We start from the raw sequence: 12,193 nt of genomic DNA, 5'->3' as shown, positions 1-12,193 counted from the left end.
GTGTTATGGCTACTGGTCTGTGCCGTTCCCACGGCGCAGGCCGATGGCATTCTGGCGCGCCGTGCCGATGCCGAGCTGACGCAAGATGGCCAGCTTTCGCTCAGCACCCGCTTCCAGACCAAGTTATCCAGCAGCCTGAATGATGCGCTGGCACAAGGTGTCACCTTGACCTTCCGGCTGGAGTTCGAACTGACCCGGCCACGCAGCACCGCCTATTACCTCAATCTGAAAGAGTGGTTCGAGCCACACGCCAGCCTCACGTTCAAGCTGTCCTATCAGTCCCTGACCAGCCGCTATCGCGTCACCATCGGCAGTTTTTCAAATTATTACCGTTCCCTGTCCGAGGCCATGGGTGCCCTGGGTTCCATCCAGGACTGGCGCGTCTTGCAAAGCGGTGCGCTCGATCCGCGCAACTCCGGCAGCGTGGCAGGCCGGGTGCGACTGGTGCTGGATATCAGCGAGCTACCCAAGCCCTTCCAGCTCAATGCCCTTGGCTCCGGCGAATGGAGCCTGTCCTCCAACTGGACCAGCATCACCATGAAAGAAGGTAGCTGATGCGCTACGCCGCCATTGCGCTGGCGACGTTCGGGGCCATCATGCTCTACCTGCTGGCCATTGCCACCGGCAATGCCTCCAAGCTGGCCGAATACTACTGGTGGGTGTTCGGGCTCAACAGCCTGTTGCTGGTCGGCCTGCTGGCCGTGGTGGGGCGGCAGCTCTTGCGGCTGCGTCAGCGGGTGAAGGGCCGGGTGTTCGGTGCCAAGCTGACCCAGCGTCTGGTGATGATGTTTGCCGTGGTCGCCCTGGTGCCGGGCATGCTGGTGTTCACCATTTCCGCACAATTCCTGACGCGCAGTATCGAAAGCTGGTTTGACGTGCGGGTAGAGTCCGCGCTGGATCGCGGGCTGGAGCTGGGCAAGGGCGCGCTCAACTACGTACTGGAAGATGTGGCCCGCAAGAGCCGCGTGGTGCTGGACGATATTGACGGCATGCCGTCCCTGATGCTGCCGTCCCGGCTGGAGCGCCTGCGCGAACAACTGGGTTTGCGCGAGGTGGCCATCTTCAACAAATCCGGACAACTGCTCAACTTTGCCAGCAGCAATACCCGGCAATTGCCGCAGGCCCCATCCCGCGATGCCCTGCGCGGCCTGAAGCTGCGGCAGGGCAGCAAATCGGTGGAGAATGACGCGGCCGGACTCACTCTGCGCGTATTGCTGCCCTATCGCACGCTGGAAGGCGAATGGCGCGTGTTGCAAGTGGTGCAGGCTGCGCCGCAATCCATTGCCCGCGATGCCGAGCAGATCGAAACCGCCCGTGCCGAATACCACCAGCTGCTGTTGTCGCGGGATGGGCTGAAAACCTTTTACATGCTGACGCTGGCCTTGGCCTGTCTGCTGGCGCTGACCTCAGCGCTGGCATTTGCCCTGTTTCTGTCAGAACGCCTGTCCGCGCCGCTGTCCGAGCTGGCCGCAGGTACCCGTGCGGTGGCGCAAGGTGACTTCTCCAAACGCCACCCGGTATACCGCCGTGACGAACTGGGCATGCTCACCACGCTGTTCAACCGTATGACCCAGCAGCTGGATGAAGCACGCCAGACGGCCAACCAGACCCAACAGGCGCTGGAAAGCGGCAAGCTTTACCTGGAAAGCATTCTGGCCAATCTCTCTGCCGGGGTGATTGCACTGGATGCGGCCTGGCAGCTGCGCGCGGCCAATACCAGTGCCGGACGCATTCTGGGCGTGGATTTTTCCGAGTTGGTGCCCTACCCGGTAGAGCAGTGGTCCACCCGGGTTCCGGCCTTGATTCCCCTGGTGGATACCATGCTGCAACATGGTGAAAACAAGCAGGAAGAAGAGTGGCAAACCCAGCTGGATTACATGACCGGGCAGGGCGCGCGCAGCCTGCTGGTACGCGGTGCCCGCTTGCCCGAACGCTCCGGAAGCGGTTATGTTGTGGTGTTCGACGACATTACCGAGCTGGCGCGGGCGCAGCGGGATGCGGCCTGGGGCGAAGTGGCCAAGCGGCTGGCGCATGAAATCCGCAATCCGCTCACGCCCATCCAGCTGTCGGCCGAGCGCCTGGCGATGAAGCTTTCCGCCAAGCTTGAAACTGCCGATGCGGACATGCTCAGACGCTCTACCGACACCATCATCAAGCAGGTGGCGGCACTGAAGAACATGGTGGATGCCTTCCGCGATTATGCCCGGGCACCGCGCATCAAACTCAGTGAACTTGATCTCAATCAGGTGGTGCGAGAGGTAAGTACGCTGTACGAATCCAATCCGGCTGTTAAGATTGAACTGGAAGAAAGGCCGCTGATGATCATGGGGGATGCCGCACTGCTGCGGCAGGTATTGCATAACCTGATGCAGAATGCACAGGATGCGGTCCTTGACGTTGACATCCCGATGATTCACATTAGCAGCCGACAAGAAGGAAGAAACGCGATCGTCTGCGTGCAGGACAACGGTTCGGGCTTTCCCGCCGAGCTCCTGCCACGCGCGTTCGAGCCCTATGTGACCAGCAAGCCCAAGGGCACGGGGCTGGGACTGGCGGTGGTGAAGAAAATAGCGGAGGAACACCATGGTCAGGTCACATTGGGGAATGGCGAGCAGCACGGCGCGCGCATTCTTCTCACCCTGCCATTGCTGGAGGCCTAATGCGTAGCAGCGATATATTGATTGTTGATGACGAGATCGGGATTCGTGAACTGCTCTCGGAGATCCTGCAGGATGAGGGATACACGGTCGCCCTGGCGGAAAACGCCGAGGTAGCCAGACAGTTGCGCAACCAGACACGTCCGGCGCTGGTGTTGCTGGATATCTGGATGCCCGACTGCGACGGTGTGACACTGTTGAAGGAATGGGCCAAGTCCGGCCAGTTGAACATGCCGGTGGTCATGATGTCCGGTCATGCCAGTATTGATACGGCGGTGGAAGCCACCCGCATCGGTGCTTTCGATTTCCTGGAAAAGCCGATTGCCCTGCAAAAGCTGCTGACTACCGTACAGCGGGCTCTGAAGTATGGCGACATGCAAGCCAATACTTCGCTGAACCTGGACAAGCTGGGCCGCAGCGAACCCATCCAGGAACTCAAGCGTCAGCTGGAACGGGTGGCCAAGGTCAAGTCGCCGGTGTTGCTGACCGGTGAGCCTGGCTCCGGTTTCGAACTGGTGGCGCGCTTTTTCCATCAGGGCAATACCCCTTGGGTAACGCCTGCCAAGCCGGAACAACTGGCTGATGCGCCGCTGGAGTTACTGCAAAAGGCGAATAACGGCGTGTTGTTCCTGCCGGAAATCGGCCAGTACAACCGCCGGGTGCAGCAAGGTTTGCTGTTCCTGCTGTCCAAGCTGGATCGCTTCAATGTGCGCCTGCTGTGCTCCTGCAGCCGTCCCTTGCAGGAACTGCTGGTGGACCCGGAATGCGATAACCGCTTGCTGACTGCACTGTCCAGCGTGATCGTGCCGATTCCGCCGCTGCGTGAGCATGCGGAAGACATCATCTTCATCGCCGAACAGATCCTGATCGAGCTGGTGGAGTCACGGCAGATCCCCAACAAGAAACTGACCACCGCGGCGCTGAATGCCCTGCGTCAGTATGATTGGCCGGGGAATCTGGAGCAGCTGCGCAGCATCATCAAGAGCCTGGCGCTGACCTCCGAGTCGGATGATGTGGACGCACCGGAAGTCAACAAGGTGCTGGCCCAGTTCCGCCATGAAAAACCGGTGGAAGAGTCCGGCTTCGACTTCAACATGCCTTTGCGTGAGTTGCGTGAACAGCTGGAGCGTCGTTACTTCGAGTACCACATCTCGCTGGAAAACGGCAATATGAGCCGCGTGGCACAGAAAGTGGGCCTGGAGCGTACTCACCTGTATCGCAAGCTCAAGCAGTTGGGCATCAAGTTCGCCCGCAAGGTGGTGGAGGAATAATCCGCCGCTTGCCCAACCAGACGCCAGCCTCGCGCTGGCGTTTTGTTTTTCCGGCTAGCTCGCAGGAACTATGGCGTCTGGCGACTGATTTCACTAAGCTTCACCCTCATGACAGATCTGAACGATGCGGCGCTGCTGCGCTATAGCCGGCATATCCTGCTGCCGGAAATCGATATCGAAGGCCAGCAGCGGCTGGCTGCCTCGCGGGTATTGGTGATTGGTGCCGGCGGGCTGGGCTCGCCGGTGGCGCTGTATCTGGCCAGTGCCGGTATCGGCCACATCACGCTGGCGGATGATGACGCGGTGGAACTGAGCAATCTGCAGCGCCAAGTGGTGCATGATATGGCCTCACTGGGGCAGAACAAGGCTGAATCAGCCCGTGCCCGCATGCTGGCACTCAACCCGGATATTTCCGTGATGGCGCTGGGTGAACGGCTGGATGCCACGCGCCTGCTGGAGGAAGCCCGAGCGCATGATCTGCTGCTGGATTGTTCGGACAATTTCGCCACCCGCCATGCAGTAAACCGCGCCAGCGTGGCTGCCGGGGTGCCGCTGGTATCTGGCGCGGCCGTGCGCTTTGCCGGACAGCTGGCGGTGTTTGATCCGCGTGTTGCCGGCTCACCCTGTTATCACTGCCTGTTTGCCGAGGAAGGGGAGGCAGCTGATGGCCCGTGTGCGACCTTTGGCGTGTTGTCACCGCTGGTTGGGGTAATCGGCAGCTTGCAGGCGGTGGAAGCGGTGAAACTGCTGGCAGGCCGCGCACCGGTACTTGGCCGTCTGACCCTGTACGATGCACTGAGCGGTGAATTCCGCCAGATGAAGTTCAGCCGGGATCCGGCCTGCACGGTATGTGCGGTGCGTTGACCGGGCCTCGGTTGCGATTATTGGCAGACGCCTCTCGCTTTCTGTAAGGAAAGCCAACCCTTACGGGGTCCGGGCGGGGGGAATGGATGGGAAGGCTGCCGAAGAAATGGCTTAGACGAAAGGCCCGGCCTTGCCGGGTCCAGTAGAGTCGCATCAAATCACTGTCTAAGCAGCAGAAAGCCCCGCTCTGGCGGGGCTTTCTGCTGACCGGGCTCAGGCACCCAGTTGCTGGTTCAGTATCTGGTGTACTTCCTTGAAATCCATTACCCCGACATAGCGCTTCAGGATATTGCCCTGCTTGTCGATCAGGAAAGTGGTGGGTGCCAGCTGGATGTCACCAAATGCCTTGGCAATGCTGCCTTCGCCATCCAGGGCGACAAAGAAGGGCAGCTGGTATTTCTGCACAAAGGCCTGTACGTAGTTGGGCGGGTCATAGCTCATGGCGACCGCCATGATCTGCAAGCCCTTGCTGCCATATTGCTGGTGCAGCTTCTTGATTTCCGGCATTTCTTCCACACAGCCCGAACAACTGGTGGCCCAGAAATTCACCAGCACCACCTTGCCCTTGAGCGAGGTGGTATCGGCGTGCTGTCCGCCAAGCGAGGTGTAGCTGACCTGCGGTGCTGCATTGCGGTCGAACAGGGTGGTGTAGGCAATCAGGCCGACTACGGCCACGGCCAGGAGCGAGAGCAGAACCTTTTTCATGCGGGGTCATCCGGGAGGTGGGAAAACGGCAGCCCCACACGCGTGGGGCAACCGGCACTATTGGTCCAGCATGGATTGCAGGAGTTCCTTCAATTGTCCCTCAAGTGTCACCGCCTTGTTCTGCTTGGCGTCAAACACTACAAAGGTGACATCGGCTTCCGCCACCACCTTGTCGGTGCCTGCCAGGGTGACGCGCTGGTGCATCACCGCACTGCGGCTGCCAATGGATTTGACCGAGGTGGCAATGGCCAGCGCATCGCCCATGGTGGCCGGATAGCGGTAGTCAATATTGATGTTGACCACCACCAGTGCCAGCCCGGACTGCAGGAACCAGGGCAGGTCGCCGCGTTCTTCAAAGAAAGTCCAGCGGGCTTCTTCCAGGAATTCCAGGTATCGGGCGTTGTTGACGTGGCCGTACAGGTCCAGGTGATAACCACGGACCTTGATATTTGTTTCATGTGTCATGTGTTTCCCCTCGGTGTGATGCTGGGTCTCAATCCTCGGCATTGAGGTCCAGCGGAACGAATGGCTCGCGCTCTAGTGGCGTCTCGACCATATCGGTAAGAACGGAGTGGATTTCAACATCGAACCACTCCAGGAACAGGGCCGGTGTCAGTTGCTCCGGCCACAGTGTTTCGTCATCGCACCAGTCGGCCAGCTCGGCCTGAAACAGCATGCGGTAGTGTTGCAGCACAAAATCGTGGGCGGATTCATAATCGTCCGCCGCCGGAATCAGCAGGGCGTTGCAATCCCGGGTAAGGCTGTCGAGCTCCAGCTGGCCGTCCAGATCGCCCGGCAATTGTTGCAGCCATGCGAGAAACGGTGCCCGGGGACGGATCAGGGCGATGCTGCGATTGACTTCAAACATGGTGAATCCTTGCATTAATGGCTGGAAAGCTGGTTGTCGCGGGTGAAAGCGAAGGTTTGCACAATGATTTTGGCACCTTGCTGAGCCAGTGCCGGTGGGAAGGGACTGAATGGTGCACTCATCTGGACGATGCGCCGCGCACCCTCATCGAGCACGCTGTGTCCAGAGCCGCGCAGGATGCGGCATTTGAGCAGGCTGCCATCCGCGGCCACGGTCACTTCCAGCGTCACCGAACCATGAACGTTCTGACGGCGTGCCTCTTCCGGATAATTCAGGTTGCCGATCCGTTCGATGCGCAAGCGCCAGTCGGTCTGGTAGCGCGCCCATTCATAGCGGTGGGTACTGTCGCCACTCCCGTTTTTGCTACCGGACTCCTGCGCACTGTCGTTCAGTGCCACATCACCCCGTTGCACACTGTTCAGTCCGCCCACCTGTGCCAGCAATGCGGCTGCATTCACTGCCGCTGGCGGGCTGCTGTTGTCACCGGGACTGGGGGCAGGCAAGGTTGCCGCCTGCTTGTTGTCCGCTTTGCGGATGGTATGTACCTGGCGTTGCTGTGGCGCAGCCTGGGCAGGCTCCGCCGCTTGTGCGGCGGGTGTCGGTTGTTCGTTGAGATTGCGATGGCTGGCCTGGCGGAATTTTTCGGTGGTATTGCCACTGCCCTGATTATTGTCGGTGCCCAGGCGGCGGGTGTCCGGCGCGCTCTTGCTGGGCGTGCTGGCCAGGTTCACGCTGATGGTGTGGCTTTCTGCCAGTCGCAGCGGGCGGACCCATGAAATCATGCTGGAACCGAACAGCAAGACATGAGCCAGTACCGAAACGGCGATCATGATGATCAGCGTCAGTTTCTGGTTGTGGCTGGCAGGGTTGCGCAGATGGGCAGTCATGGTTGTGCGGCAGGCTCCGTAGGTCTGCTGCAGTTTAACATGCAGCAGCCATCCGCAAGAAAAACGCCGCGACTGGCGCGGCGTTGGCGGGATACTGCGTGGACTTATTTGTCCAGCATGCTGCGCAGCATCCAGGCCGTTTTCTCATGTACTTGCAGGCGCTGGGTCAGCAGGTCGGCGGTGGGTTCGTCCGAGGCGCGCTCAGCCAGCGGGAAAATGCTGCGGGCGGTGCGACAGAGGATTTCATGGCCATCCACCAGTTGGGCCAGCATTTCCTCGGCCTTGGGTACGCCGTTGGCTTCGGCAATGGCGGTCAGCTTGGCATAGTCGGCATAGCTGCCCGGTGCAAAATGCCCAAGGGCGCGGATGCGCTCTGCAATCAGGTCGACAGCCAGTGACAATTCGTTGTACTGGGTTTCGAACATCAGGTGCAGGGTGTTGAACATCGGCCCGGTCACGTTCCAGTGGAAGTTGTGGGTTTTCAGGTACAGGGTATACGTGTCAGCCAGCAGCCGGGAAAGGCCATGTGCAATGTCGTGACGGTCTTGTTCGTTGATGCCGATATCCATATGCAAACTCCTGTTGGTAGCCATTCCGGAACGACGGTTTGCCAGTATGAGGCCCGGATCGTCTAGAATTGCCATTTTGCGAAAAAATACACCATGAAACCCTGGCTGGTCTGTAGCGGCAATACCGTGCGTCTGACGCTGCATGTTCAGCCCGGCGCCAGAAAAACCGAAGTCGCCGGTGAGCATGGTGACTGCCTGAAAATCCGTCTGGCCGCGCCACCGGTGGATGGCAAGGCCAATGCTGCCTTGCTGGCCTGGCTGGCAGACTGTTTTTCGGTTGGCAAGCGTGCGGTCAGCCTGCAGGCCGGTGACAAGAGTCGCCACAAAGTGGTTTCCATTGACACGGTGCTGGATGAAGCTGCCGTGCTCAAGCTGCTACATGTCCAGTGAGTGTGGCCTCAGGGCAGGTGACGTTGCGTGTCACTGCGCTTGGGGTCAACCCGGCTGAACTCGCCTTCTATCACATCATCGGCCATTGCGCCGGGATTTGCCATCGTGTTCAGCTTCGGCCCCTTGAATGGCAGCAGCAACAAGATGGCCAGCACATCACTCAGAATGCCCGGAATGGCAAACAGCAGGCCTGATAGCGCATAGCGCAAGGGCCAGAGCAAGGAATACAGGGAAACTTGCTGCCCCTGACGCACGACGCTGGTGAGGGTGATCAGTGCGCCCAGTTTCTGGTTGCGCAGCATCCAGATCCCCAGCAGGCTGCTGGCCACGACCAGCAGGAAGACCACCCCGCCACCAAGATGGTGGGCCAGTGTGACCAGCGTGGCGATTTCCAGTAAGGGATAAAGCAGTAACAGCAACAGAATTGCGCGCATGAATCGAGGTACCCGTATGAATTGTCTGATGGTGTTCTGCAATGTGCCGGATGAAACAACGGCCAGACACATTGCCCATGTTCTGGTGCAGGAGCAGTTGGCTGCCTGCGTCAATATTCTTCCGCCCTGTCAGGCGGTGTATCGCTGGGAAGGTGCGCTGCAGGAAGGCAGCGAATATCCCTTGCTCATCAAAACCACGGCTGCGGCTTATGCCGCACTGGAGCAGCGCTTGCAAGCCCTGCATCCGTATGATGTGCCGGAAATCATTGCATTGCCAGTCGCACAGGGCTTGCCTGCCTATCTGACATGGGTATCTTCCGAGGTGGTTTCAAGAGAGTGCTGAGCCGGGGCGACAATTATTTTCGACTGCTTTGCTGATTGTCAGGTTCCGGTGAATGTGCACGAATTTCGGGTCTATGCCTCGGTTTTTTCAAATTAATTCGGTAAAAGTATTGACTGAAAAAGGCTGTTTTATTATAGTTGCGAACTCTTTCGTGGGTCGGTAGCTCAGCCGGTAGAGCAGCGGACTTTTAATCCGTTGGTCGCGAGTTCGAATCTCGCCCGACCCACCACGTTTCATCCGGGTTGTTAGCTCAGTTGGTAGAGCAGCGGACTCTTAATCCGTAGGTCGAGTGTTCGAGCCACTCACAACCCACCAGTTTTTCCGGTTTTGCTGTATGGCAAGACTCGGGTCGGTAGCTCAGCCGGTAGAGCAGCGGACTTTTAATCCGTTGGTCGCGAGTTCGAATCTCGCCCGACCCACCACCGCTTCATGCGGGTTGTTAGCTCAGTTGGTAGAGCAGCGGACTCTTAATCCGTAGGTCGAGTGTTCGAGCCACTCACAACCCACCAGAATCAGCAAAAGCCCGGTCGCCAAGGTGACCGGGCTTTTGTTTTGTGGCTGGCGCACGCCAGGGTCGTCAAGGCTGGCCGTGGTGTGGATAATGACGGGGTCAACCATGGCTGTGAGAGGGACCAGGCAATGATCAAACAATTTGCTGTTGTACTGTTGCTGGCAGCACCGCTGCCGCTATTGGCGCAGACGGTCGATGAACAATTGCTGTCGGCACAGATGGCTTACCAGCAGGCCAACAACCAACAGGAGCAGGCCGCCGAGCGGCTCAAGCAGGCACAAGCGGCCAAGCAGCAAGCCGACCAGCGCTTGCTTGATGCCCAGAATGCAGTACAGAAGGCGGCAGATGAACTGGCTGCGGCCACCAGTGCCGATGTGGCTGCCAAACAGCAAATGCAGCAGCAGACCCAGCAATTGAATGAAGCCTGGAAACGCAAGGAAGCTGGTGGTCAGTAAGAGCCCGCTCCTGAATTGAAAAAGCCGGTTAGTCCGGCTTTTTGCTTTACTGCTTGCTACGCGAGATCTGCTGGTAGCGCGCGATGTCTTCCTGCATTTTCTGGCGCACGTTGTTGTATTCCGCCTGTTTGGTGGCGATCAGTGTGCCCAAGCCCTTCTGTTCCTGCTGGATGACCTGGATATTGTGCTGCAGGCCGGCAGGCACCGGACGATGCTGCTGTTGGTTGACAGTTTGCTCCTTGAGCATGTCGCGCAACTGCAGGTTCAGGGTTTTCATGCGGGAATACTGGGCATCCAGCGAGGCTTGCAGAATCCCCAGCTGTTTTTCGCGATCCTGGCGCAGCTCGTCCACATTGCGATAGCTTTCCAGCAAACTCTTGTCATAGCGGGCGCTATCCAGCTGGCGTTGCTGCTCCTGCTTGCGCACGGCTTCGCTGGCTTCGCGTTGTTGACGTGCCTGCTCGCTTTCTGCCTGCTTGCGTACCACGCCCTGACGGTTCAGTTCCGCCACGCCCTGCTTCTGGTGCTGCAAGGGCGGTGCATCGCTGTAATGCACCTTGCCCGCATCGTCCACCCACTTGTACAGGCCGCCATCAGCCATGGCGGCACCGCAACTCAGCAGAATCAACAGGGCGGGCAGGTGCTTGGTCATTTAGTCATTCACTCCATATTGGGCGCGGTAGTCACGTACCGCAGCCAGATGTTGTGCCAGCTCCGGGCTGCCTTCGAGGAAGCCCAGCAGGTCTTTGAGGGTGGCAATGGCGACCACCGGCATGCCATATTGCTGTGCCACTTCCTGTACTGCAGACAGCTCGCCCGTGCCGCGCTCCATGCGATCCAGTGCAATGGCAACACCGGCCGGGATGGCACCTGCAGCACGAATCAATTCAACCGATTCGCGCACCGAGGTTCCGGCGGAAATCACGTCATCAATGATCAGCACGCGGCCTTGCAGCGGGGCACCAACCAGCGTGCCGCCTTCGCCGTGATCCTTGGCTTCCTTGCGATTATAGGCAAACGGAACGTTGCGGCCTTGTTCGGCCATGGCCATGGTGGCACCGGCTGCCAGAATGATACCCTTGTAGGCCGGTCCGAACAGCATGTCGAACTCGATATTACTCGCTATTATGGATTTGGCATAGAAGCGAGACAGGTGCAGGGTGGACAGGCCGTCGTTAAACAGGCCGGCATTGAAGAAGTACGGCGATTTGCGCCCTGCCTTGGTGATGAACTCGCCAAATTTCAAAACCTGCTTGTCGAGTGCAAAACGGATAAAATCTTGGCGGAAATCGCTCATATCATTCCTCTTAGAAACTAGTTAACTATCTGAACGGCTGGAAAATTTGCCGGCAAGGATAGCACAGGAGACTGCATTGCTTCGAATCGTTTCAGCCAACCTCAATGGTATCCGCTCGGCGGACAAGAAGGGTTTTTTTGACTGGATGTCCACCATCGGGGCGGATTTCGTTTGTGTGCAGGAGCTGAAGGCGCAGGCAGGGGACCTGAGCGAGCGCATGCGGGCACCGGACGGCATGACCGGCTATTTCCACTATGCCGAGAAAAAAGGTTATAGCGGCGTGGGGGTCTACACGCGCCGCCAGCCGGATGCGGTGATCGAAGGGCTGGGCGTGGACTGGATCGACGCCGAGGGACGCTTCCTGCAGCTGGATGTTGGCAATCTCAGTGTGATTTCGCTCTATCTGCCGTCTGGTTCCAGCAGCGATGAGCGCCAGCAGGTGAAGTTCCAGTTTCTGGATGTGTTCATGCCGCACCTGGAGCAACTCAAGGCAGCGGGTCGGGATATCGTCATCTGCGGGGACTGGAACATTGCCCATCAGGAAATCGACCTGAAAAACTGGAAGGGCAATCTGAAGAATTCCGGTTTCCTGCCGGAGGAACGGGCCTGGATGAGCGACTTGCTGGGGCGCGTGGGCTGGTGCGATGTCTGGCGTGCCCTGTACCCGGATCAGCCCGGCTACAGCTGGTGGAGCAACCGCGGTCAGGCTTATGCCAAGGATGTGGGCTGGCGTATCGATTACCACATCGTCACCCCGTCCTTGATGGCCTTGGCCAAAAGCGCATCGGTATACAAGGAGGAGAAGTTTTCCGACCACGCCCCGCTGATTGTGGATTACGCGCTGGAGCTGCCAGCCTGAGCGCTGCCGGGCGCTGCTTGATGAATTTGTGTTGAGCCGGTTGCGATTGCTAACACATCGCAATGATTGTTTTCACCGGTGGC

16 protein-coding genes and 4 tRNA genes are annotated in these 12,193 nt (G+C 58.9%); 12 read left to right on the top strand and 8 right to left on the bottom strand.

Features of this window, described 5'->3' with window-relative positions; translation table 11 throughout:
• The 4 genes from DKK66_RS05960 (at position 1) to DKK66_RS05945 (ending at position 4,792) form a co-directional block, all read left to right on the top strand.
• Positions 1-555, top strand: coding sequence for a DUF4390 domain-containing protein (locus DKK66_RS05960; RefSeq protein WP_242673576.1), 555 nt, complete (start codon positions 1-3; stop codon positions 553-555).
• On the top strand, positions 555-2,660 hold the full coding sequence (locus DKK66_RS05955) for an ATP-binding protein (protein ID WP_131356228.1): 2,106 nt from the start codon (positions 555-557) through the stop codon (positions 2,658-2,660). Before DKK66_RS05960 ends, DKK66_RS05955 begins: the two co-directional genes overlap by 1 nt.
• Positions 2,660-3,928 (top strand): sigma-54 dependent transcriptional regulator, encoded by a 1,269-nt coding sequence (locus DKK66_RS05950; protein WP_045846398.1) that lies wholly within the window; start codon positions 2,660-2,662, stop codon positions 3,926-3,928. Before DKK66_RS05955 ends, DKK66_RS05950 begins: the two co-directional genes overlap by 1 nt.
• A gap of 108 nt (positions 3,929-4,036) precedes the next feature.
• The gene (locus tag DKK66_RS05945; protein ID WP_131356225.1) at positions 4,037-4,792 is read left to right on the top strand and encodes a molybdopterin-synthase adenylyltransferase MoeB; all 756 of its coding nucleotides are present in this window, start codon (positions 4,037-4,039) and stop codon (positions 4,790-4,792) included.
• A gap of 213 nt (positions 4,793-5,005) precedes the next feature.
• Here the strand turns inward: DKK66_RS05945 and DKK66_RS05940 are convergent, their stop codons facing one another.
• The 5 genes from DKK66_RS05940 to DKK66_RS05920 all read right to left on the bottom strand — a co-directional run bounded on the left by DKK66_RS05940 (position 5,006) and on the right by DKK66_RS05920 (position 7,821).
• Positions 5,006-5,497 carry a TlpA disulfide reductase family protein gene (locus DKK66_RS05940; RefSeq protein ID WP_045846396.1) on the bottom strand — a complete coding sequence of 164 codons (492 nt, stop codon included), beginning with the start codon at positions 5,495-5,497 and terminating at the stop codon, positions 5,006-5,008.
• Between the two features lie 57 nt (positions 5,498-5,554).
• Positions 5,555-5,962 (bottom strand): thioesterase family protein, encoded by a 408-nt coding sequence (locus tag DKK66_RS05935; protein ID WP_045846395.1) that lies wholly within the window; start codon positions 5,960-5,962, stop codon positions 5,555-5,557.
• Between the two features lie 28 nt (positions 5,963-5,990).
• Positions 5,991-6,365 (bottom strand): hypothetical protein, encoded by a 375-nt coding sequence (locus DKK66_RS05930; RefSeq protein WP_045846394.1) that lies wholly within the window; start codon positions 6,363-6,365, stop codon positions 5,991-5,993.
• 14 nt (positions 6,366-6,379) lie between these two features.
• Positions 6,380-7,252, bottom strand: coding sequence for an energy transducer TonB (locus tag DKK66_RS05925; protein WP_131356222.1), 873 nt, complete (start codon positions 7,250-7,252; stop codon positions 6,380-6,382).
• Between the two features lie 104 nt (positions 7,253-7,356).
• Complete coding sequence (locus DKK66_RS05920) at positions 7,357-7,821, bottom strand: Dps family protein (RefSeq protein ID WP_131356219.1); 465 nt, start codon at positions 7,819-7,821, stop codon at positions 7,357-7,359.
• Positions 7,822-7,914: 93 nt separating this feature from the next.
• Between DKK66_RS05920 and DKK66_RS05915 the strand changes: the two genes are divergently transcribed.
• Positions 7,915-8,211, top strand: coding sequence for a DUF167 domain-containing protein (locus tag DKK66_RS05915; RefSeq protein ID WP_045846391.1), 297 nt, complete (start codon positions 7,915-7,917; stop codon positions 8,209-8,211).
• 8 nt (positions 8,212-8,219) lie between these two features.
• Here DKK66_RS05915 and DKK66_RS05910 read toward each other — a convergent pair whose 3' ends face one another.
• Entirely contained in the window at positions 8,220-8,645 is a 426-nt protein-coding gene (locus DKK66_RS05910) for an FxsA family protein (RefSeq protein WP_045846390.1), read from the bottom strand.
• Here DKK66_RS05910 and cutA point away from each other — a divergent pair.
• From cutA to DKK66_RS05880, 6 genes are all read left to right on the top strand, one after another.
• Positions 8,644-8,988: a divalent-cation tolerance protein CutA gene (gene cutA, locus DKK66_RS05905; protein ID WP_062788369.1), complete on the top strand. Its 345-nt coding sequence runs from the start codon at positions 8,644-8,646 to the stop codon at positions 8,986-8,988. The two genes, DKK66_RS05910 and cutA, sit on opposite strands and share 2 nt — an antisense overlap.
• 153 nt (positions 8,989-9,141) lie before the next feature.
• A tRNA-Lys gene (locus DKK66_RS05900) sits at positions 9,142-9,217 on the top strand.
• Positions 9,218-9,227: 10 nt separating this feature from the next.
• Positions 9,228-9,303 (top strand) — tRNA-Lys (locus tag DKK66_RS05895).
• 31 nt (positions 9,304-9,334) lie between these two features.
• Positions 9,335-9,410, top strand: a tRNA-Lys gene (locus tag DKK66_RS05890).
• An 11-nt stretch (positions 9,411-9,421) separates the two neighbouring features.
• A tRNA-Lys gene (locus DKK66_RS05885) sits at positions 9,422-9,497 on the top strand.
• Between the two features lie 130 nt (positions 9,498-9,627).
• Positions 9,628-9,954 (top strand): hypothetical protein, encoded by a 327-nt coding sequence (locus tag DKK66_RS05880; protein WP_131356216.1) that lies wholly within the window; start codon positions 9,628-9,630, stop codon positions 9,952-9,954.
• A 46-nt stretch (positions 9,955-10,000) separates the two neighbouring features.
• Here the strand turns inward: DKK66_RS05880 and DKK66_RS05875 are convergent, their stop codons facing one another.
• Complete coding sequence (locus DKK66_RS05875) at positions 10,001-10,606, bottom strand: DUF4124 domain-containing protein (protein ID WP_062788365.1); 606 nt, start codon at positions 10,604-10,606, stop codon at positions 10,001-10,003.
• The gene (pyrE, locus tag DKK66_RS05870; protein ID WP_131356213.1) at positions 10,607-11,251 is read right to left on the bottom strand and encodes an orotate phosphoribosyltransferase; all 645 of its coding nucleotides are present in this window, start codon (positions 11,249-11,251) and stop codon (positions 10,607-10,609) included. It lies immediately after the preceding gene.
• A gap of 76 nt (positions 11,252-11,327) precedes the next feature.
• Here pyrE and DKK66_RS05865 point away from each other — a divergent pair, with 76 nt between their 5' ends.
• A complete protein-coding gene (locus DKK66_RS05865; RefSeq protein WP_131356210.1) occupies positions 11,328-12,110 on the top strand; it encodes an exodeoxyribonuclease III in 783 nt (260 codons plus the stop codon).
• Positions 12,111-12,193 lie beyond the last annotated feature (83 nt).

Origin of the sequence: Aquitalea sp. USM4 (assembly GCF_004328945.1) — a bacterium.
GTDB classification, from domain to species: Bacteria; Pseudomonadota; Gammaproteobacteria; order Burkholderiales; family Chromobacteriaceae; genus Aquitalea; species Aquitalea pelogenes.
This window is presented reverse-complemented; position numbering and strand designations above follow the sequence as displayed.

Coding starts and splice junctions, on each gene's coding strand:
- DKK66_RS05955 (WP_131356228.1), top strand. CDS start 555: ATGCGCTACGCCGCCATTGCGCTGGCGACGTTCGGGGCCATCATGCTC.
- DKK66_RS05950 (WP_045846398.1), top strand. CDS start 2,660: ATGCGTAGCAGCGATATATTGATTGTTGATGACGAGATCGGGATTCGT.
- DKK66_RS05945 (WP_131356225.1), top strand. CDS start 4,037: ATGACAGATCTGAACGATGCGGCGCTGCTGCGCTATAGCCGGCATATC.
- DKK66_RS05940 (WP_045846396.1), bottom strand. CDS start 5,497: ATGAAAAAGGTTCTGCTCTCGCTCCTGGCCGTGGCCGTAGTCGGCCTG.
- DKK66_RS05935 (WP_045846395.1), bottom strand. CDS start 5,962: ATGACACATGAAACAAATATCAAGGTCCGTGGTTATCACCTGGACCTG.
- DKK66_RS05930 (WP_045846394.1), bottom strand. CDS start 6,365: ATGTTTGAAGTCAATCGCAGCATCGCCCTGATCCGTCCCCGGGCACCG.
- DKK66_RS05925 (WP_131356222.1), bottom strand. CDS start 7,252: ATGACTGCCCATCTGCGCAACCCTGCCAGCCACAACCAGAAACTGACG.
- DKK66_RS05920 (WP_131356219.1), bottom strand. CDS start 7,821: ATGGATATCGGCATCAACGAACAAGACCGTCACGACATTGCACATGGC.
- DKK66_RS05915 (WP_045846391.1), top strand. CDS start 7,915: ATGAAACCCTGGCTGGTCTGTAGCGGCAATACCGTGCGTCTGACGCTG.
- cutA (WP_062788369.1), top strand. CDS start 8,644: ATGAATCGAGGTACCCGTATGAATTGTCTGATGGTGTTCTGCAATGTG.
- DKK66_RS05910 (WP_045846390.1), bottom strand. CDS start 8,645: ATGCGCGCAATTCTGTTGCTGTTACTGCTTTATCCCTTACTGGAAATC.
- DKK66_RS05880 (WP_131356216.1), top strand. CDS start 9,628: ATGATCAAACAATTTGCTGTTGTACTGTTGCTGGCAGCACCGCTGCCG.
- DKK66_RS05875 (WP_062788365.1), bottom strand. CDS start 10,606: ATGACCAAGCACCTGCCCGCCCTGTTGATTCTGCTGAGTTGCGGTGCC.
- pyrE (WP_131356213.1), bottom strand. CDS start 11,251: ATGAGCGATTTCCGCCAAGATTTTATCCGTTTTGCACTCGACAAGCAG.